Source organism: Marinobacter mangrovi (assembly GCF_016798325.1).
GTDB classification, from domain to species: Bacteria; Pseudomonadota; Gammaproteobacteria; order Pseudomonadales; family Oleiphilaceae; genus Marinobacter_A; species Marinobacter_A mangrovi.
Window position 1 is genome coordinate 422,934 of record NZ_JAERVO010000002.1, and the last position, 18,861, is coordinate 441,794.

An 18,861-nucleotide genomic window follows, 5' to 3' on the forward strand; every position below is an offset into this window, starting at 1 on the left:
GTCAGAACCAGCGTTTGGGGTAGGGCTGGCGTGACAGTAACCGGTGATAGACCAGACCGAAGGCGACAATGGTCACGGTCCCGATGGCCACCGGCGACACCAGGAACTGCCAGTCCTGCCCCGTCAGCATCACCACCAGCGGATTGGCGCCGGCCGGCGGGTGCGTGGTGTCAGTGACCAGCATCAGGGTCACCGCCAATCCCACCGCAAGCCCCAGAGACCAGGGATGCACCCCGCAAGCCGCTGCAATCGCCAGGCCCACCGCCGTGGTCAGAATATGTCCCAGCACGATGTTGCGCGGCTGGGCCAGAGGACTGGCCGGCAATCCGAACAGAATCACCATGGTCGCGCCGAACGGCGCCATCAGCCAGAGCGCGCCGTTGATGCTGCCCAGCCAGCTCAGCACGGTGATACACGCGGCTGCGCCGAGGCCGGCCAAAAACGCGATGGGATAGGGAGTGGCGTTGGCAAAGATTTTCACGGGGATCTCCTTATTGAACGGATGGAAAAGCGGATGAAATCAAAGTAGACCGATCTGTCTACTTTTAGGGTAGACAAATCGGTCTCCCGGTGTCAATCTGTTCGAAAGGGCGCTGGAGATTTTTGATTCATGGATAAACGCGAACAACTGGTCCGGGTGGCGTTCGATCTGTTCTATCGTGAAGGGGTCCACGCTGTGGGGATCAATCGGGTGCTGGCCGAATCGGGCGTTGCCAAGAAAACGCTTTATCATCATTTCCCCGGTAAGGACGACCTGCTGGCGGCCACCGTCGGGTATCGGGATGCGCTGTTTGTCGGATGGTTGCAAGAGCGGCTGAGGGGGATTCCGGCGGGGCGGGACGCGTTGCTGGCCCTGTTCGATGCTCTGGATGACTGGTTTCACGGGCGGGATGATCGCATCCTGCCATTCCACGGCTGCTATTTTATCAACGTTAGCGCGGAGTACGGCGACCCGACGCATCCGGTCCACATCCAATGTGCCCGGCACAAGACAGCGGTCAGGGCGATCCTCGAGCCTCACGTCGAGAAAGTTGCGAGTTCGGACATCGAGCGTGAAGCGCTGCTGGATGCCGTCTGCCTGTTGAAAGAAGGCGCCATTGTGAGGGCGCATGTGGAGTCCAACGGTGACGCCGCCAGGGAGGCGCGTCAGATCCTGGCGCGTCTGATGGCGGTCTGACGTCGGACCGTCAGCAAGCCAGCCATATTGAGGCTGTACACGGATTTTATCTGATTGATAGTAAGCATTTTTGTCAATTTATGTCGTTAGCGAATCAATCTATAGTTTGCGAGTGATTATCGTTACCCGCTGAATTGGATGCCGCATGTCGAAGACGGAACCGCACGTTCGCTTTTCACTCATTTTTGCGCTGGCCTCGACCATGATGCTCGGGCCGTTTTCGGTGGATACCTATCTACCTGCGTTTCCCGAGATTGCAGACTCCCTGGGGGTGTCCTCCCAGCAAGTCTCCCTGAGCGTGTCGGTCTACATCTTTTCCCTCGCTTTTGGTCAGTTGATTGGTGGGGCCCTCTCGGATCGCTATGGTCGCAAGGTGGTCCTGATGTCCGGCCTCGCCATCTTTTCGATCGCCAGCCTGTGGCTGGCATTCACCGATGCCCTGGCGGTGTTTCTGGTCGGGCGAGCCGTGCAGGCCATCGGAGCCGGGTGGGTGCTGGTCTCGGTGCCGGCGCTGGTGCGCGATCGGGTGAGCGGTCAGGATGCGGCCAAGCTGTTCTCCATGATTGGTTTGATCATGGTGATCGCACCAGGGATTGCCCCCAGCATCGGCAGCACCCTGCTGGCCATCGGGCCCTGGAACGTGATTTTCATCTTCCTGGCCCTGTACGCTGTGCTCGTGGTGCCGGTTCTGCTCGGGACTGTGTTCCGCGATCCGGTCGCGGTACCCGGCACGGCGGTCAGAATGAGCATCCTGAAGCGGTATGCCTCTGTGCTGTCCAATACCCGGGCCTTGCCCTTCATTTTCTGGCAGATCGGGTCGTTCTCGGTGATGATGCTGTTCATCACCCACGCCTCGTTCATCTACCAGGAGCATTTCGGCCAATCCGAGCAGACCTTTGCGCTGTTGTTCGGCGCCAACATCGTGGCGATGTTCTGCGTGAACCTGACCAATCGTGCGCTGTTGTCCCGCCTGCCGTCGCTGCGTGTCCTGCAAATGGCGAGTGCCTTGCAGGGGCTGGGTGCCCTCCTGCTGGTAGCGGCCGCTGCGCTGAACTGGCCCGTCTATGGGTTCCTTGCTGCGATGATGCTGACGATCGGGGTCATGGGCGCCATTTCGCCCAACATCCAGGCCTGTTTCATGGAGCATTTTCCCACCAGTGGTGGCACCGCAGCGGCATTGCTGGGTGCGGCCCAGTTTGGTGCTGCCGGCACGATAAGCGCGCTCTCGGCGCTGCTGCCACACACGCTGCTGGCCGTTGTGCTGGCCATGGCGGCCTGCGCCGCCGTGTCGTTTGGGTTCATGCTGCGCTCGCTTCGTCATGAGGCGGTGCCGTCGGTCGGGACGACAGGTGTGTCATGAGCCAGGCTCGCATCACATCGCCGGATGCCTCCGCCGAGTATTTCTTCGAGGAAGGCTGTTTCATCCTGGAACTCTCGAACTCGGTGGACGATCCCGCCCTGTCCATCGCCCGGGCCCGGGTGGAACCTGGATGCATCACCCGCCTGCATCGTCTGGCGCATCAGGTCGAGCGCTACGTGATCCTGGACGGCGAAGGCTGGGTCGAAGTGGGGGAGACCGTCGCCGGGCCCGTTAAAGCGGGCGATGTCGTGATCATCCCGGCCGGTGCCAGTCAGCGCATCCGCAATACCGGCGATCGTGATCTGGTGTTTCTCGCCCTCTGCACGCCCCGTTTTGAACCGAAGGATTACGCCGATATCGATCCGGCGCCGATGGATCGCGGCAACCTCGGCGATTGATCCCCGTGATCGCCAATGGTTGCGGGTGCGGCTTCATCGGTTCAGCATGAACTCACAACACTCGTCGCTGGCCGGCGTATTGGCCGACTCAAAGCGACCCCCTCTCAAGCTCGCCTGTGCATGACCTTGAAAACACCGAACCACCCGAAGGAGGTTGCCATGGAATATCGCCGATTGGGTTCAACCGGTATGAAGGTGTCACCATTGTGTCTGGGGACCATGACCTACGGTACGTCGGAATGGCGCGACTGGGTCCTGGACGAGGAGGCCAGCCGGCCCTTCATCAAGAAAGCGCTGGATGCGGGGATTAACTTCTTCGATACCGCCGACATGTATTCGGTCGGGGAATCCGAGCGGGTCGTGGGCAAGGCGCTGCTGGACTACGCCCGGCGTGACCAGTTCGTGCTGGCCACCAAGGTCTATAACCCGATGGGTGACGGTCCGAATGACCGCGGCCTGTCCCGCAAGCACATCATGGACGCCATCGATGCGTCGCTGGAACGGCTGGGCACCGACTACGTTGACCTCTACCAGATTCACCGCTGGGACTACGACACGCCCATCGAAGAAACCATGGAAGCGCTCCACGATGTGGTGAAGGCCGGCAAAGTCCGCTACATCGGCGCCTCGTCCATGTTCGCCTGGCAGTTCGCCAAGGCCCAGCACGTGGCCGAGCGCAACGGCTGGACGAAATTCGTCACCATGCAGCCGATGTACAACCTGGTCTATCGGGAAGAGGAGCGGGAGATGTTCCCGTTATGCGCCGATCAGGGCGTGGGCGTGATTCCCTGGAGCCCGCTGGCTCGTGGCGTTCTCGCCGGCAAGACCACCCAGGGCGAAGGCGGCGAGAGCACCCGCGCCCGCACCGACCAGATGACTCGCAAATGGCACCTGGGCAGCGATATCGACGCGCCGGTGATCGAAGCCCTGCGCAGCGTCGCCGAACAGCGCGGACTGCCCATGGCACAGATTGCGCTGGCCTGGGTGGCGTCCAACCCGGTGGTGTCCGCGCCGATTGTCGGGGCCAGCAAGGAGGCGCATCTGGATGACGCCATCGCCGCCCTGGACATCACCCTGAGCGACGAGGAAAGGACGACCCTGGAAAGCCCCTACGTCCCGCACGCGGTGGCCGGACACCAGTAATCCGTGGCTCAGACCGGCGGCGGACAGCTGTCGTCGCCGGCCAGCAGGCGTTTGGCCTGGGCGCGGATCCGATCGGCCAGGGTGGCGATGTTGGCCTGCTGGGCCAGAACGGTGTCGGTGACGGTCGGGCCAGCCTGGCGCCGGATGCGGGTGGTGCAGTTCAGTTGCTTGAGCTGGGCTTCGGTATCGCGGTTGTCGAGGCGGATGTCCGCATCCAGCCAGGCCTGATCGTTGCGCATGGCCTCAAACCGGGTGATGTTGATCCAGGCATGGACCCGGCTGTCCCTGGCCTGCGGCGGGTTGAGTGAGACCGTCAGGGCGCTCTGGATTTCCTGGGGCAGTGGCGCGCCCCACCAGTCTGATTCCAGCACCTGCAGCTGACTCCGGTCCGACCGCAACACCAGTGCCGTGCGGTCAACCTGCGGCGGCACCGTGACGTTCTCCACCGTAATGCGCGCCTCCTCACCCGTCGCCTCAGCGGCGTCAGCCGGCGGAACCAGCGTATGAAAGTGCACCGGTGGACTGCTGCTGCACCCCGTGAAGGTCAGGACGATTCCCAACAGGGCGCTGGTTGCCAGTACGGCGTTGGGACGGCGTGTAAAAGGTTTCCTCACTGGTCACTCCTTACCGGCTGCGAGCGCCCGCGGATCATGGATTCAGGATGTCGGCGCAAGTAGTCGGACAGTTCCCGCACGGAACGGGACATGCGCTCCACTTCGTCCAGGGCATGGCCGATGCGCGTGCGTTCCGGTGACGACGGGTCCAGGGCGTCTGCTGCCTGGTTTAGCGTCGAGCGCATGTCGGTCATCACCCCATCGATGCTCTTGAGGGTCTGCAGGGCTGAGGGCATGACGTCGCTGTTGATGGAACTCAACGTCTTGCGAAGCTCGGCGAGGCTGCCGTTCATGTTGTTGGCGATGCTTTCAAACGGAATCTTGCTGAACCGGTCCACCAGTCGGGTGAGCTGTTCCTGCAACTTGTCCAGGCTGGTCGGACGGGTGGGAATCTGGATGGGATCGAGGGTTACGTCAAACTCGACCGGCTGGGCGTCCGGATACAGCTCCAGTGCCACGAAGAGCTGGCCGGTCAGCAGGTTGCTGGTCCGGGCTTCGGCACGCAGACCCTGATTCACCAGATCTTCAAACAGCCTGGGAACCTCGTCGGCATTGCCGGCGGGCTGTCGAATGTCGGTCAGCAGTTTGCCGTAGGCCTGTCCCATCATCTGGGGATAGATGCGGGCGTCCACGATCACCGGGAACGTCTTGTCGCTGGCGTCGTAATCCAGGGTGACGCGGGTGACCTCACCGATCTGCTTGCCGATCAACTCCACCGGCGAACCTTCCTTGAGGCCGCGCAGGGACTGGTCGAATCGCATCCGGATCCGCTGGGCTGGTCCCTTGCCGGGCGACAGGGCCACGCTTTTCTCGGAGAACAGCTGGAACTCGGTACCGGCTTCGGCCGGGGCGCTGCCGGATTCCCGCTTCGGTGTGGCAAACGCCACCCCGCCGGTCAGAACCGACAGCAGCGATTCGGAATCCAGTTCCAGCCCGTTGGCGCTGACGCCGATATCGATGCCGCTGGCGTTCCAGAATCGGGTGTCGGCAGTGACATATTGATCATTGGGTGCGTTGACGAAGATATCCACATCGACGCCATCGCCGGACTCATCGAGTGCGTAGGAAACCACCTGGCCGACACGCACCTTGCGGTAATAGATGGGCGAGCCGATATCCAGCGAGCCCAGGTCACTGGCCTTGAGGCGGTAGCGTTTGCCCGGTTCGCCGTAGGTGACCGGCGGCGGGTTTTCCAGGCCTTCGAAGCGGGTGGCGCGCTGATCGGAATCGCCCGGGTCGGCTGCGATAAAGTCACCGGAGAGCAGGGTATCCAGCCCGGAGACGCCGCCGGTGCCAATTCGGGGGCGCACGACCCAGTAGCGCGAGTCCTTGCGGGCAAAGTCTTTCGCGTCGCGATCCAGATCGATGGTGACGACCACTTTCTTGTGATCCTGGCTGAGACGGATGGCCGACACTTCGCCAATGACCACATTGCGGTATTTCACCTGGGACTGGCCGGGTGTGAGCCCGCCGGCGGTCTCAAAAGTGACCTCCACGGTAGGGCCGGCGTCGTGCCAGGCGCGTATCAGCATCGAGAGTCCGACCAGGGCCGCCACCAGCGGCACCAGCCACACCAGTGACAGGCTCCAGCGACGGGACTTGACGTCTGCCTCGGCGGGCGACTGCGGCGTCGTTCCATTAGTCATCGTGGGTATCCGTGTCCCATATCAATCGTGGATCAAAGCTCAGGGTGGCCAGCATGGTCAGCACGACCACCAGGCCGAAGAAGAGAATACCCGGTCGGGGTTCGATGGTCCCCAGTGCGCCGAACTGGACCAGCGCCGTCAGCAGCGCAGCCACGAATACATCGAGCATAGACCAGTAGCCTATCAGCTCAAGCCCTCGATAGAGGCGGGTTCTGTCCCGGCGTGAGCGCGTGTCGCCCTTGTGAACGGTACACAATAGCAGACCGAGGACCAGGAACTTGGTCACCGGTACGCCGACGCTGGCGATAAAAATGATGGTGGCGATGTCCCAGGCACCGTCCCGCCAGAGGGTCACGACACTGCCCAGAATGGTCGCCGTCGAGTCGCCCTTGAAAGACGTCGTGTGCATGATCGGCAGCACGTTGGCGGGGATGTAGAGGATCAGCGCCGTCAGCATCAGCGCCCAGGTGCGGGTGATGGCGTTGCGTTTGCGCCTGTGCAGGTGGGCGCCGCAGCGGGGGCAGGTGTGCGGGCTGGCATTCAGGTCGCAGGCCTTGTGGCAGCGGTGGCACAGGCACAGGCCCAGTTCGGCGGCGACGGCTACGGTCATGGCAGCTCATCCCACAGGCGTTGCACGTCCCGACCGGCCATGCCGATGATCAGCAAGCTCAACCCGCCGAGGGCGAGCAGGCCCATCGTCGGCAATACATCGATCCGGCCACTGATCTTGAACACGGCGACCAGAGCGCCCAGCAGAAAGACTTCCAGCATGCTCCAGGGGCCCAGCGTTGCGAGCCAGCGCATGCAGCCCCGGAATCCCGGCGCCCGCTGGCGGAAATGGGCAAACCCCAGCAGCCAGGTCAGTAGGGCGACCTGGGTGACGGGAACAATGACGATGGAAAAGGCCGCCACCAGGGCCAGCATGTCCGTTGGCCCCTTCGTCAGGGCCCAGACCGCGTCGACCAGGGTGGCCGCATGGGACTGGCCTCCGGTGCGGATGACCAGCACAGGATAGAAGCTGAGGAAGCCGATCAGCATGATGGCGGTCAGGCACAGCGCCAGCAGGTGATCGACATGGAAGAGATGAGGGCGCGCCAGCAGGCCGCCGCAGCGCACGCAGTGGGCCTGTTGATGGCGGGCCAGCGTCGGACGTTGGTAAACCGCGTCGCAGTACTCGCAGATGATCAGCTGGTTGTTATCACTCATGCCTTAAGATTAGCTGTGATTTGCCGGGGTGACTGGCACAGGTTACCGGAATTCCAATGGATTCTGACACGTTCCGGTGATTGGCGGGATTAATGTCCGTTCAGCCACTGGTTCCCGACCAACCCGGTTCCGGTCGGTTGTCTTGTGGCGCCCGGTGCTCCAGTTTTTATCAAATTTCCTGCCTGATCTTGTCATGGCCCTGCCGGCGGGGACTGAGCCACACTGTGGGTATCGATTGAATTCAGGCGCCGTCCGGGTGTCTGACCGAAATAGCCAACGAAAAACAAGAGGCGATTATGGAATTCAAAGGTGTACCCGCCATCGTCACCGGTGGCGCTTCCGGGCTGGGTGAGGGCGCCGTTCGCGCACTGGCGGCGGAAGGCTGCAAAGTAGCTATCCTCGACCTGCAGGAAGAGCGCGGTCGCGCCGTGGCCGAAGAGGTTGGCGGTATCTTCGTCAAGTGCGATGTGTCCTCGGCTGAGAGTGCCGAAGCGGCGATCGCCACAGCGCGTGAAGCTCACGGCCCCTGCGGCATCGCGGTGAACTGCGCCGGTATTGCCCCGGCGGCGAAAATTGTCGGCAAGGAAGGCCCGATGCCGCTGGAGGATTTCAGCAAGGTTATCCAGGTCAACCTGATCGGCACCTTCAACATCATGCGGCTCGCCGCGGCGGACATGATGCAGCGTGAGCCCAACGCCGACGGCGAGCGGGGCATCATCATCTCCACGGCCTCGGTTGCGGCCTACGAAGGCCAGATCGGGCAGGTGGCCTACAGCGCCTCCAAGGGCGGCGTGGTGTCCATGACCCTGCAGGCGGCCCGTGAGCTGGCCCGCCAGGGCATCCGCGTCAACACCATCGCGCCGGGTATCTTCATGACGCCGATGATGGCCGGCATGCCGCAGAACGTTCAGGACAACCTGGCGGCGACGCTGCCGTTCCCGCAGCGCCTGGGCAAGCCGGAGGAGTTCGGCATGATGGTCGAGCAGATGGTCAAGAACCCGATCCTCAACGGCGAGGTGGTCCGTCTGGACTGCGCGCTGCGGATGGCGCCGAAATAGGCCGGAGGTCAGCATGAAACCGATTCGTGAACCGGAAGAGCGGGCGATGTTCCGCGACATGGTGGTGAAGGTCCTGGAGAGCCAGGTCCAGCCCCATTACGATGCCTGGGACGAGGAAGGCATCGTACCGCGTGAGCTGTGGCGGACCTTTGGCGAGGCCGGCATGCTGTGTGTCGACGTGCCGGAAGCCTACGGTGGCGTGGGCGTGCCGTTCGACTATTCGATTGTCGTGGGCGCCGAGCTGGCGCGTATGGGCTTCGGCGCGCTGGCCACCAACGTGATGGTGCACTCCGATATCGTCGCGCCGTACCTGACCAACATCGCCTCGGAAGAGCAGAAGCAGCACTGGCTGCCGAAACTGGTCAGTGGTGAGGCGGTGGGCGCCATCGCCATGACCGAACCCGGTGCCGGCAGTGACCTGCAGGCGATGCGCACCAGCGCCAAGCCGGACGGTGACGGCGGCTACATCATCAACGGCTCCAAGACGTTCATCACCAACGGCCAGCACGCCGATATGGTGATCGTCGCCGCCAAGACCGATCCGTCGGCCGGCGCCCGCGGTATCAGCCTGTTCCTGGTAGACACCTCGCTGCCCGGCTTCAGCCGTGGCCGCAATCTGGACAAGATTGGCCAGCACTGCGGCGACACCTCGGAGCTGTTCTTCGAGGACCTGCGGGTGCCTGCGTCGGCCCTGCTGGGTGAAGAAGGCAAGGGCTTCGTCTACCTGATGACCGAACTCCCCCGGGAGCGACTGGTGATCGGTGCGCTGGGCTGTGCGGCCGCCCGCGGCGCGCTGGACCTGACCATCGCCTACGCCGACGAGCGGGAACTTTTCGGCCAGAAGCTCAAGCAGCTTCAGAACACCCGCTTCCGCATTGCCGAGATGGAAACCGACTACCGGGTGAACCAGGCGTTCATCAACGAGTGCATCGAGCAATACAGCGCCGGTGAGCTGGATGCTGCCACCGCGTCCATGGCCAAGTACAGCGCCACCGAGATGCAGTGCCGGGTGGCGGATGGCTGCCTGCAACTGTTTGGCGGCTATGGCTACACCACGGAATACCCGATCTCGCGGGCCTTCACCGATGCTCGCGTGCAACGCATATACGGCGGCACTTCCGAAGTCATGAAGGAAGTCATCGCCCGCTCCCTGCTGGGCAAGTAACCGGAATTGAGGAATAAGCTATGTCTGATTCAGATGTCGTGATTGTTGGCGCCGCCCGCACCCCGATGGGCGGCATGCTGGGGGCGCTGAGCCCGGTCCGGTCGCCGGAGCTGGGGGCGGTCTCCATCAAGGCGGCCATCGAACGCGCCGGCCTGGTGCCAGCGGACGTGAATGAAGTGGTGATGGGCTGTGTGTTGCCGGCCGGTCTCGGCCAGGCGCCAGCGCGTCAGTCGTCCCGCGCGGCGGGCATCCCGGACAGCTCCGGCTGCACCACCGTCAACAAGATGTGCGGCTCTGGCATGCAGGCGGTCATCATGGCCCACGACCAGATCAAGGCGGGTACCAACACCATCATGATCGCCGGTGGTATGGAGAACATGAGCCAGGCGCCCTACCTGCTGCCCAAGGCCCGGGAAGGCATGCGCATGGGGCACGGCCAGGTGATCGACTCCATGTTCTTCGATGGTCTGGAAGACGCCTACGAAGGCGGCCTGATGGGCGTGTTCGCCCAGCGCAGCGCGGACGAATACAAGATCAGCCGGGAAGCCATGGATGAGTTTGCCATCGCCTCGCTGAACCGGTCGCTGGCGGCCATCGAGAACGGCGGGTTCCAGGACGAGATCGTGCCGGTCACCGTACCCGGTCGTGGCGGAGAGACGGTGGTCGACACCGACGAACAGCCGGGCAAGGCCCGCCCCGAGAAGATCCCCACGCTGAAGCCGGCGTTCAAGAAGGACGGCACGGTGACGGCGGCCAACGCCAGCTCCATCAGCGACGGCGCCTCGGCCCTGGTGCTGGCCAGCGAGGCGGAAGCCAACCAGCGTGGCCTGAAACCGCTGGCCCGCATCGTCGCCCACGCCACCCATGCGCGACTGCCGGCGGAATTCACCCTGGCGCCGATCGGCGCGATCCAGAAGGTGCTGGACAAGGCCGGTTGGTCGAAGGATGAGGTGGACCTGTACGAAGTGAACGAAGCGTTCGCCGTCGTGGCGCTGCTGGCCATCAACGAACTGGGTCTGGATGCGGACAAGGTGAACGTCAACGGCGGCGCCTGTGCCCTGGGACATCCGATCGGGTCGTCCGGTTCACGGATCATCGTGACGCTGATCCATGCCCTGAAACGGCGGGGACTGAAGAAAGGCGTGGCGTCGCTGTGTATCGGTGGCGGTGAGGGGACGGCTGTGGCGATTGAGCTGCTGTAATTCGTGGTGGCGTCGAAGCTTCGTTTTGGCGCCTTCCCCCTCTCCCCAACCCCTCTCCCGCCAGGGGCGAGGGGCTTCTTTTCCGGCTGCCTGGTGCCAATGGTTTTATCTCATTGCTCCATAGTGGCCAAGTTGCCCCGAGCTGCTTTGAAGCCTCTCTCCCCTGGCGGGCCGGAGCGTGGAGCGGCGGTTTGGAGGGAGAGGGGGAGCCGACGCCCATCAAGCTCTAAATGAACACTCTCACTGGTCCTGCTGCCGATAAGCCAGCGGACTCAGCCCCGTCCAGTGCTTGAACGCCCTCGAAAACGCCCCGGGCTCGGCAAACCCCAACTGCGTCGAAATCTCCGCCACACTCAGGTTCTGCCGCGTCAGCATGATCACCGCCTGATCCCGGCGCAGGTTGTCCTTGATCTGCTGATAGGCACTGCCTTCGGACTTGAGCTTGCGGCTGACCGTGTAGGACGTCATGTGCAATTGCTCCGCCACCCAGTCGAGGTTGGGCAGGCGCGAGTCCTCGCAGGTTTCCAGTAACCGGCGCACCCGGGTGCTGAGACTGTCGTCGTCCGCCGTCCAGATCATCAGGTCCCGCGGTGAACTCAGGATGAAATCGTCCAGTTCCTCCGGTGTACGGACCACCGGCATGGTCAGGTAGTTCTTGCTGAAAAACAGGCTGTTGCGCTTGCGCTCGAAATAGCACTGGCAGGGAAACACGAAGCGGTATTCGTCGAAGTGGCCCGGCAGCGGGTGTTTGAAGGTGGCGTGGCTGAGCACGATCTTGCGGCCGATCAGCCAGCCCACCAGCCGGTGCCAGACCATCAGCAGCCATTCCACCAGGAACTGGTCCGGGTCGAGTTCCGGATGATGGTGGGTCAGGCTCAGTTCCGCCTCGTCACCGTCCAGGTTCAGCGAAATCTCGATGTCGTCCGAGAACAGCCGGTAGCAGCGAATGCTCTGGTGCAGCACCTCTTCCAGGTTGGCGCTGTGCACCACCAACGAACCCATCAGGTGAAAATGGCCGACCCGGCAGGGGGAGGTGGTGCGGCCCATGAACTCATCGTCCAGTTCCTTCCAGACCAGCCGGAACAGGCGGATGAACTGATCCGTGGGGATGCGGGCGCGGGGTTCACGGACGAGGTCCGGGTCAATGCCACGGCTGCGCAGCAGGGCGTCACAGTTGCCTTTCGCCGCTTCCAATCCGCGCAGGGCGGCCCGGGCGTAATGGGGCGAGAAGGTCAGGTTGTCCATGGAGGTTGAGTCTGCCGATTTCATGCACGGGGCCCGCGCAAAACTTGTCAAGTTATCTGCCCGATCCTGTCATTCTGTTCCCATCGGGGGTTGCCTAATCTGACGTCATCAGACCAACAAGAACAAGGTGAATCAGTATGGATGCAACCCGCTACGATGTGTTCGCTGAGACGTTTTCGGTGGACCCGATCTTACAGCAGTTCCGGGGCGATTATAACGACGGCCTGAACGTCTGCGAGGAAATCTGCGACCGCCACGCCGACGATCCTGATCGGGTTGGACTGCGCTACGAACGGGCCGACGGCACCTCTGGCGAAATGACCTTTGCCGAATTGCAGAAGAGGGCAGCCCGGTTTGCCGGTTTCCTCAAATCCCAGGGCATTGGCCGCGGTGATCGGGTCGCCTGCCTGTTACCCAGAACGCCGGAATTGCTGATCTGTGTGCTGGGCACCCTGCGGGCCGGTGCGGTCTACCAACCGCTGTTTACCGCCTTTGGCTCCGGGGCGATCGAATACCGTCTGGAAAAGGCACAATCGAAGCTGATCGTCACCAACCCGGCCCAGTGGCCCAAACTGGCCGACGTGAAAGGACTGCCGAAAACCATGCTCGTCGCCGACAGTCGCGACGCGGTCGACGGCACGCCGGACGCCCTGTTCGGGGAAGAGATGGCCAAGCAGCCGGACACCTTCGAGCCGGTCAAGCTGGGCCCGGAAGAGCCTTTCCTGCAGATGTTCACCTCCGGCACCACCGGCAAGTCCAAAGGCGTGGCGGTCCCGGTCCGGGCGTTACCGGCCTTCTACATGTACATGCGCTACGCCGTGGGGTTGCGCCCGTCCGACAACTTCTGGAACGTGGCGGACCCGGGCTGGGCCTATGGCCTCTACTACGCCATCGTGGGGCCGTTGCTGCTGGGCTGTACCACCCACTTCAACGAAGCCGGGTTTACCGCGGAAAACACCTTCGAGTTCCTGCGCAAGTACCGCATCACCAACCTGGCGGCGGCGCCGACGGCGTACCGGTTGCTAAAGGCCAACGAAAACCTGCTGAAGGATTACCCGGAAATCGACCTGCGGGTGGCCAGCAGTGCCGGAGAGCCGCTGAACCCGGAAGTCATAACGTGGGTGAAACGGGCGCTGGACTGCGTCGTCTGCGACCACTACGGTCAGACCGAAACCGGCATGACGTCCGCCAACTTCCACGAACTGGAACACACCCATCGCGATGCCAGCATGGGCTACCAGATTCCCGGCTACCGGCTGGTGGCGCTGGATGCCCAGGGGAATGAAGTGGCGCCGGGCGAGACCGGCGAACTGGCGGTGGATCGCGAACAATCCCCGCTGTTCTTCTTCCAGGGCTACACCTGGAACGAGAAGAACCCATTCCGTGGCAAGTATTACCTGACCGGGGATGTGGTGGTCAGCAATGGTGACGGTTCCCATTCCTACACCGGCCGGGACGACGACATCATCACGTCGGCCGGCTACCGCATCGGTCCGGCCGAAGTGGAGAGCTGCCTGCTGGAGCACGAAGCGGTGGTGGAAAGCGCCGTGGTGGGCAAACCGGACGAGAAACGCGGCGCCATCGTGAAAGCCTACGTGGTCACCCGGCCGGAATTCGACGGCGTGGACGATCTGGCCGAGCAGCTGCAGCAGCATGTGCGCACGCGGCTGTCGACTCACTCCTACCCAAGGGAAATCGAGTTCGTCACCGAGTTGCCGAAGACCTCCAGCGGCAAGATCCAGCGCTTCCTGCTGCGCAAACAGGCCGCCGAGGAAGCGTGACGGCTGCCTGATTCGTATTAACCCGGTACCGGCGACGAGGTGCCGGGTTTTAATCCGCTTCCAGCCATCTTATGACATCCCCCGCCTCCATGGCTTTGGCCAGGGACAAGGCGGTATTGCCTTCGGCGTCGACCGCGTCCCGGTCGGCGCCCGCTTCGAGTAGACGCTCGACCATCTCTGCATTGTTGAACATCGCTGCGTACATCAACGGTGTCTTGGCACCTTCGGGCCGGCTATCCACGCCGGCCCCTTTTTCCAGCAGCAAGTTCACGATCGCCATCTCTCCCTTGAAGACGACGCCGGCCAGCGGGGTCTGCAGACGGTCATTGGGTAGGTCAGGATCGGCGCCTTTCTCCAAGAGCAGACGCGTGGTTTCCAGGTGGCCGTGATAGCTGGCCAGCATCAGCAGACTGTCGCCACTGCTGGTCCGGATGTCCGGCGGCACCCCGGCATCCAGCAGCGGCGCGAGCATCTGGGTGCCGCCATTGCGGGCCAGGTCGAAAATGCCTTCGGCAAACGCGATGGCGTCTTCGTCCAGCTCATTGCTGGGCTGTTGCGGCTGACCGGGTTGGTCGTTGCTCATGGAAAACTCCTGCTCGGGTATCGGTTTAGGGGACCGATTGTCCCGCTTGAAGCGCGGCTTGCCAAGCGGTGTGAGCGTGGCTGGCGTTTCCTAACCGCTTTCCGTCGCCGAGCGGGCTTTACGGCGCTTGGGGTGAAGATAGGCTTCCAACTCGGGCCGGAACGCCGCCTGAACCCCGAGCCGCTTCATCATCCAGTAATGGCCGGCAATCATCCGGTCGATGAAGATGCTTTCCACCGGCGGCTTGAAGTAGTCCAGGTACTTGAAAACCGTCGTGGTCTTGGCGGCGACGTCCTTGTGGATTTCGGATTGGGCGAAATCGTAAGGGGCGTTGGTGTCGAAAGGCTTGATCAGGATATCCCGCCACATGGCGTAGTAGTCTTCGTCCACCGCCGGCTGGCTCCCGACGCGGGCGCCCAGGTCGATCAGGTGGCGGTCGAGGGCTTCGTAATCTTCGTTCAGGGCCGCAATCAAGGCCTTGCGATAGGCCTCGACGATGGCCGGCTTGAGCTTCTTGACGCAGCCGAAGTCGTACATGATCAGCGTGCCGTCCGGGCGGAAGGCGAAGTTGCCGGCATGCGGGTCGCCGTGGATGGCGTGGAAGCGGAACAACTGGTCCGCCATGGTGTGGAAGATGCGGGTGCCGATCTCATTGAGGGTGGCCTGGTCGTAGCGGTCGGCCGTGACTTCGCTGATGTGGTCGCCTTCCACCAGTTCGAGGGTCAGGATGCGGCGCGTTGAATGGCTGTCGATGACCGCCGGAATGATGACTTTGGCATCGTCGGCGTGGAATTCCCGGAACTGGCGCAGGTTGCGGGCCTCGTTCTCGTAATCCAGTTCTTCCTGCAAACGCTCACGGATCTCGCCGAAGAGCTGGTCCACGCTCTCTTTTGGCATCTTGAGCAATCCGCCGAGGCGCAGGGCCGTGCGCAGCTGGCGCAGGTCGGAATCGCAGGATTCGTCCACGCCGGGGTACTGAACCTTGACGATCACGTCCTCGCCGGACTGCAGCCGGGCCCGGTGCACCTGGCCAATCGAGGCGGCGGCGTAAGGTGTTTCCTGCAGGTATTCGAAGGCTTCGCCGATGGTTTTGCCCAGTTCGCTCTCGATCTGCTCGACGATGACCTCGAACGGCATCGGGGGCGCTTCTTTCTGCAGCTTCTGCAGGGCGTCGGAAAACTCCTTGGGCAGGAAATCCTGGGTCTGGGAGGCAATCTGGCCGACCTTCATGACGGCACCCTTGAGCTCGCCCAGGGTGTCGGCGATCTGGCCCGCCATGCGGGTGTAGTGTTCGCTGCGGGCTGCTTCGTCGTCTTCGCGGCCAAACAGGCGGCGCGCTCGTTGGCCGGCGTATTGGCCGGCGACGGACGCGGTCATCCCGGCGAGCTTCACGAAACGTCCGCGGCGTGTGGTGACTGGTTTCCTGGCCATGAGTCTCTGCGCGCTCCCTTTGTCGACCGCTTTGCTGCCGCGGTCACCCGTTGAACAATACGACTGCCGGGGAACCTGAGTCTAACGCGGCCGGCAGGCCCCGGCGAAGGGCCTGCATCACATGGGTGAAGTGTCGCGGGCGTGCTTCAGACGACCTTGGTGTCCACCATCATGCTCTCGCCCAGCGCCAGACTGAGCTTCTGGCCGGGGTAGAGCGGGCCAACGCCTTCCGGCGTGCCGGTCAGGATAACGTCACCGGGCATCAGGGTGAAATGCTCGCTCATGTGGGCGATCAGCGGCACGATCGGGAATAGCATGTCGGCGGTGGTACCGGTCTGCTGGCGATGATCGTCGATGTCCAGGGTAAAGCGGATCGGTTCGCCGTGGTCCACGGCGTCGGCCGGAACGAACGGCGACAGGGGGCAGGCGCCGTCGAACGCTTTGGCGCGTTCCCAGGGCTGGCCTTTCGCCTTGAGTTGGCTTTGGACATCGCGCAGGGTCAGATCCAGTGCCAGGCCATAGCCGACAATGGCATCGCGGACGTCGGCTTCGGTGGCGTTCGTCAGGGGCTTGTCGATCAGGACCGCCAGCTCGGTTTCGAAATGCACGTCGCCCCGGCCTTGCGGCAGGCGCACGGGCTGCTCCAGGGCGGTGGCCGCGGTGGCCGGTTTCATGAACAGCAGGGGGGTATCAGGGACCGGATTGTTCAGTTCCCTGGCGTGGGCGGCGTAGTTGCGGCCGACGCAAACGATCTTGCCCAGGGGCAGTTCAATCGGGTTACCGGTGTGCCAGAGATGCTGGTAGGGATGCATGGCAGTGCTGTCCTTCAAACACAATGGAGGACAGCACAGTGCCACTACCGGGAATGGGAATCAATTGTCTGAAATCAATCTCCGGCGAATTCGCAGACGGTGTAGACCTGCAGTCCCTCGTCGCGCAATTTGGTCGAGCCGCCCAGGTCCGGCAGATCGATCATCGCCGCCGCTTCGAAGATCTCGGCGCCAATGCGTCGGATCAGGCGGGCTGCGGCCAGCATGGTACCGCCGGTGGCGATCAGGTCGTCGACCAGTACGACCTTGTCGCCCGGATTGAACGCGTCCTTGTGGATCTCCACAGACGCCGTGCCGTACTCCAGCTCGTAATCTTCCACCAGCGTATCGAACGGCAGTTTGCCCTTCTTGCGCACCAATACCAGGCTGGCGTTGAGCTCGTAGGCGAGGGCGGAACCGATGATGAAGCCGCGGGCGTCCACGGCAGCAATCGCGTCGATGTCCTGGCTGTGATAGCGGTGGACAAAGGCGTCGATCAGCTTGCGGAATGCCGTGCGATCCTGCAGCACCGTGGTGATATCACGGAACTGGACGCCGGGCTTGGGCCAGTCCGGTACGGTGCGGATCGCCTGTTTGATGCTTTCGGAAAAATAATCCATGGGATTGCCTTTTGGGGCGAGCGCCGGAAACCTCCGGCGCCCGCCTTGCTTAACCGTTCAGGAAGATGAATTTAAAGATGAACACCAGGGCGATGATCACAACGCTGGCGTTGAGATGCGACCAGCGGCCGCTCAGGATCTTCAGCAGGGCATAAGTGATAAAGCCCATGGCGATGCCGTTGGCGATGGAGAAGGTCAGCGGCATCATCAGCGCCGTGACTACGGCCGGCGCGGCGTCGGTCACGTCGTCCCAGTCGATCAGCTTGAGACCGCTGGTCATTAGTACCGCCACATAGAGAAGGGCCGGTGCGGTGGCGTAGGGAGGAATAATGCTGGCGATCGGCGACAGCAGCAGGCAGGCCAGGAACAGCAGCGCCACAACCACAGCCGTTAGACCCGTGCGACCGCCGGCGGTTATGCCCGCGGTGGATTCGATGTAGCTGGTGGTGGTCGAGGTACCCAGGGCGGCGCCGGACATGGTGGCGATGGAGTCGGACATCAGTGCCCGGCCCAGGCGCGGTAGTTTGCCGTCCTTGTCCAGCAGGCCGCCACGCTGTGCAGCGCCAATCAGCGTGCCGGACGTGTCGAACAGATCCACGAACAGGAACGCGAAGACGATGCTGACCAGCCCCACATTGAGGGCGCCGGCAATATCGAGCTGTCCCAGCGTCGGCGTGATGCTGGGCGGTGCCGAGACAAAGCCGTCGTATTCCACCTGACCGAGGACCATGGCCGCCACAGTCACGGCGATGATGCCGATCATGACCGCGCCGGTGACCTGGCGGTAGGACAGGGCGCAGATCAGCAGGAAGCCGGCGAAGAACAGCAGGCTGTGCAGGCTTTCCAGGTCGCCCAGCCCGACCAGCGTGGCCGGATTATCGACGACGATCCCGGCATTCTTGAAGGCGATCAGCGCCAGGAAGAAGCCGATACCGGCGGAAATGCCGAAGCGCAGCGACATCGGGATGCTGTTGATGATCCATTCCCGGATGCGGAACACGCTCAGCAGGAAGAAGATGAAGCCGGACAGGAACACCGCACCCAGCGCCACCTGCCAGCTGTAGCCCATGCTGCCGACGACGGTGAACGAGAAGAACGCGTTCAGGCCCATACCCGGCGCCAGTGCGATCGGGTAGTTCGCCCAGAGCCCCATGATGAGCGTGCCGATGGCGGCCGCAAGACAGGTGGCGACGAACACCGCCCCGAAATCCATGCCCGTCGCGGACAGGATGCTGGGGTTAACGACAATGATGTAGGCCATCGTCAGGAAGGTGGTCACACCGGCGATAACCTCACGACGCACGTCAGTGCCATGGGCCTTGAGCTGGAACAGTTTTTCGAGCATGGGTCAGCCTTGGAATGATGAATAAATCGGTTGTTTTCTGTCCCTGAGGGTCACTGGATCAGGACGTCCCGGCCCTGG

At 62.8% G+C, this 18,861-nt stretch carries 19 protein-coding genes; 8 read left to right on the plus strand and 11 right to left on the minus strand.

What is annotated here, in order from left to right:
- Nucleotide 1: 1 nt before the first annotated feature.
- Nucleotides 2-481, minus strand: coding sequence for an HPP family protein (locus tag JL474_RS08005; RefSeq protein ID WP_328797800.1), 480 nt, complete (start codon nt 479-481; stop codon nt 2-4).
- Nucleotides 482-610: 129 nt separating this feature from the next.
- On the opposite strand from JL474_RS08005, the gene JL474_RS08010 reads away from it, so the two are divergent.
- The 4 genes from JL474_RS08010 (at nt 611) to JL474_RS08025 (ending at nt 4,078) form a co-directional block, all read left to right on the plus strand.
- Nucleotides 611-1,177, plus strand: coding sequence for a TetR/AcrR family transcriptional regulator (locus JL474_RS08010; protein WP_203141642.1), 567 nt, complete (start codon nt 611-613; stop codon nt 1,175-1,177).
- Between the two features lie 145 nt (nt 1,178-1,322).
- Nucleotides 1,323-2,537: a Bcr/CflA family efflux MFS transporter gene (locus tag JL474_RS08015; protein WP_123632665.1), complete on the plus strand. Its 1,215-nt coding sequence runs from the start codon at nt 1,323-1,325 to the stop codon at nt 2,535-2,537.
- Nucleotides 2,534-2,935, plus strand: coding sequence for a cupin domain-containing protein (locus JL474_RS08020; protein WP_123632664.1), 402 nt, complete (start codon nt 2,534-2,536; stop codon nt 2,933-2,935). Before JL474_RS08015 ends, JL474_RS08020 begins: the two co-directional genes overlap by 4 nt.
- Nucleotides 2,936-3,094: 159 nt before the next feature.
- Nucleotides 3,095-4,078, plus strand: a complete 984-nt coding sequence (locus JL474_RS08025) for an aldo/keto reductase (RefSeq protein ID WP_203141643.1) — start codon at nt 3,095-3,097, stop codon at nt 4,076-4,078.
- Nucleotides 4,079-4,086: 8 nt separating this feature from the next.
- On the opposite strand, the gene JL474_RS08030 is transcribed toward JL474_RS08025, so the two are convergent.
- Genes JL474_RS08030 through JL474_RS08045 form a run of 4 tightly spaced genes read right to left on the minus strand, consistent with a single transcriptional unit; the run spans nt 4,087 to nt 7,544 of the window.
- Nucleotides 4,087-4,692, minus strand: a complete 606-nt coding sequence (locus JL474_RS08030; protein ID WP_203141644.1) for a PqiC family protein — start codon at nt 4,690-4,692, stop codon at nt 4,087-4,089.
- Entirely contained in the window at nt 4,689-6,338 is a 1,650-nt protein-coding gene (locus JL474_RS08035) for a PqiB family protein (RefSeq protein WP_203141645.1), read from the minus strand. The genes JL474_RS08030 and JL474_RS08035 overlap by 4 nt, the downstream gene beginning before the upstream one ends.
- Nucleotides 6,331-6,948, minus strand: a complete 618-nt coding sequence (locus JL474_RS08040; protein ID WP_203141646.1) for a paraquat-inducible protein A — start codon at nt 6,946-6,948, stop codon at nt 6,331-6,333. The genes JL474_RS08035 and JL474_RS08040 overlap by 8 nt, the downstream gene beginning before the upstream one ends.
- A complete protein-coding gene (locus JL474_RS08045; RefSeq protein WP_123632659.1) occupies nt 6,945-7,544 on the minus strand; it encodes a paraquat-inducible protein A in 600 nt (199 codons plus the stop codon). Before JL474_RS08045 ends, JL474_RS08040 begins: the two co-directional genes overlap by 4 nt.
- A gap of 296 nt (nt 7,545-7,840) precedes the next feature.
- Here JL474_RS08045 and JL474_RS08050 point away from each other — a divergent pair, with 296 nt between their 5' ends.
- Genes JL474_RS08050 through JL474_RS08060 form a run of 3 tightly spaced genes read left to right on the plus strand, consistent with a single transcriptional unit; the run spans nt 7,841 to nt 10,969 of the window.
- Nucleotides 7,841-8,602, plus strand: coding sequence for an SDR family NAD(P)-dependent oxidoreductase (locus JL474_RS08050; RefSeq protein WP_123632658.1), 762 nt, complete (start codon nt 7,841-7,843; stop codon nt 8,600-8,602).
- A gap of 13 nt (nt 8,603-8,615) precedes the next feature.
- Nucleotides 8,616-9,767: an acyl-CoA dehydrogenase family protein gene (locus JL474_RS08055; RefSeq protein ID WP_203141647.1), complete on the plus strand. Its 1,152-nt coding sequence runs from the start codon at nt 8,616-8,618 to the stop codon at nt 9,765-9,767.
- Nucleotides 9,768-9,787: 20 nt separating this feature from the next.
- Nucleotides 9,788-10,969 carry a thiolase family protein gene (locus JL474_RS08060; RefSeq protein WP_203141648.1) on the plus strand — a complete coding sequence of 394 codons (1,182 nt, stop codon included), beginning with the start codon at nt 9,788-9,790 and terminating at the stop codon, nt 10,967-10,969.
- Nucleotides 10,970-11,209: 240 nt separating this feature from the next.
- Here JL474_RS08060 and JL474_RS08065 read toward each other — a convergent pair whose 3' ends face one another.
- On the minus strand, nt 11,210-12,238 hold the full coding sequence (locus JL474_RS08065) for an AraC family transcriptional regulator (RefSeq protein ID WP_236012109.1): 1,029 nt from the start codon (nt 12,236-12,238) through the stop codon (nt 11,210-11,212).
- 113 nt (nt 12,239-12,351) lie between these two features.
- Between JL474_RS08065 and JL474_RS08070 the strand changes: the two genes are divergently transcribed.
- A complete protein-coding gene (locus JL474_RS08070; protein ID WP_203141649.1) occupies nt 12,352-13,995 on the plus strand; it encodes an AMP-binding protein in 1,644 nt (547 codons plus the stop codon).
- A gap of 49 nt (nt 13,996-14,044) precedes the next feature.
- Here JL474_RS08070 and JL474_RS08075 read toward each other — a convergent pair whose 3' ends face one another.
- The 5 genes from JL474_RS08075 to JL474_RS08095 all read right to left on the minus strand — a co-directional run bounded on the left by JL474_RS08075 (nt 14,045) and on the right by JL474_RS08095 (nt 18,783).
- Nucleotides 14,045-14,578, minus strand: a complete 534-nt coding sequence (locus JL474_RS08075; RefSeq protein ID WP_203141650.1) for an ankyrin repeat domain-containing protein — start codon at nt 14,576-14,578, stop codon at nt 14,045-14,047.
- Nucleotides 14,579-14,668: 90 nt separating this feature from the next.
- A complete protein-coding gene (locus JL474_RS08080; protein ID WP_203141651.1) occupies nt 14,669-16,009 on the minus strand; it encodes an ABC1 kinase family protein in 1,341 nt (446 codons plus the stop codon).
- Between the two features lie 146 nt (nt 16,010-16,155).
- Nucleotides 16,156-16,821, minus strand: a complete 666-nt coding sequence (locus tag JL474_RS08085) for a fumarylacetoacetate hydrolase family protein (protein ID WP_123632651.1) — start codon at nt 16,819-16,821, stop codon at nt 16,156-16,158.
- 74 nt (nt 16,822-16,895) lie between these two features.
- The gene (locus tag JL474_RS08090; RefSeq protein ID WP_203141652.1) at nt 16,896-17,438 is read right to left on the minus strand and encodes an adenine phosphoribosyltransferase; all 543 of its coding nucleotides are present in this window, start codon (nt 17,436-17,438) and stop codon (nt 16,896-16,898) included.
- A gap of 49 nt (nt 17,439-17,487) precedes the next feature.
- On the minus strand, nt 17,488-18,783 hold the full coding sequence (locus JL474_RS08095; RefSeq protein ID WP_203141653.1) for an NCS2 family permease: 1,296 nt from the start codon (nt 18,781-18,783) through the stop codon (nt 17,488-17,490).
- Between the last annotated feature and the right edge of the window lie 78 nt (nt 18,784-18,861).

Coding starts and splice junctions, on each gene's coding strand:
- JL474_RS08075 (WP_203141650.1), bottom strand. CDS start 14,578: ATGAGCAACGACCAACCCGGTCAGCCGCAACAGCCCAGCAATGAGCTG.
- JL474_RS08045 (WP_123632659.1), bottom strand. CDS start 7,544: ATGAGTGATAACAACCAGCTGATCATCTGCGAGTACTGCGACGCGGTT.
- JL474_RS08065 (WP_236012109.1), bottom strand. CDS start 12,238: ATGAAATCGGCAGACTCAACCTCCATGGACAACCTGACCTTCTCGCCC.
- JL474_RS08025 (WP_203141643.1), top strand. CDS start 3,095: ATGGAATATCGCCGATTGGGTTCAACCGGTATGAAGGTGTCACCATTG.
- JL474_RS08085 (WP_123632651.1), bottom strand. CDS start 16,821: ATGCATCCCTACCAGCATCTCTGGCACACCGGTAACCCGATTGAACTG.
- JL474_RS08095 (WP_203141653.1), bottom strand. CDS start 18,783: ATGCTCGAAAAACTGTTCCAGCTCAAGGCCCATGGCACTGACGTGCGT.
- JL474_RS08010 (WP_203141642.1), top strand. CDS start 611: ATGGATAAACGCGAACAACTGGTCCGGGTGGCGTTCGATCTGTTCTAT.
- JL474_RS08035 (WP_203141645.1), bottom strand. CDS start 6,338: ATGACTAATGGAACGACGCCGCAGTCGCCCGCCGAGGCAGACGTCAAG.
- JL474_RS08080 (WP_203141651.1), bottom strand. CDS start 16,009: ATGGCCAGGAAACCAGTCACCACACGCCGCGGACGTTTCGTGAAGCTC.
- JL474_RS08055 (WP_203141647.1), top strand. CDS start 8,616: ATGAAACCGATTCGTGAACCGGAAGAGCGGGCGATGTTCCGCGACATG.
- JL474_RS08050 (WP_123632658.1), top strand. CDS start 7,841: ATGGAATTCAAAGGTGTACCCGCCATCGTCACCGGTGGCGCTTCCGGG.
- JL474_RS08040 (WP_203141646.1), bottom strand. CDS start 6,948: ATGACCGTAGCCGTCGCCGCCGAACTGGGCCTGTGCCTGTGCCACCGC.
- JL474_RS08020 (WP_123632664.1), top strand. CDS start 2,534: ATGAGCCAGGCTCGCATCACATCGCCGGATGCCTCCGCCGAGTATTTC.
- JL474_RS08090 (WP_203141652.1), bottom strand. CDS start 17,438: ATGGATTATTTTTCCGAAAGCATCAAACAGGCGATCCGCACCGTACCG.
- JL474_RS08060 (WP_203141648.1), top strand. CDS start 9,788: ATGTCTGATTCAGATGTCGTGATTGTTGGCGCCGCCCGCACCCCGATG.
- JL474_RS08015 (WP_123632665.1), top strand. CDS start 1,323: ATGTCGAAGACGGAACCGCACGTTCGCTTTTCACTCATTTTTGCGCTG.
- JL474_RS08070 (WP_203141649.1), top strand. CDS start 12,352: ATGGATGCAACCCGCTACGATGTGTTCGCTGAGACGTTTTCGGTGGAC.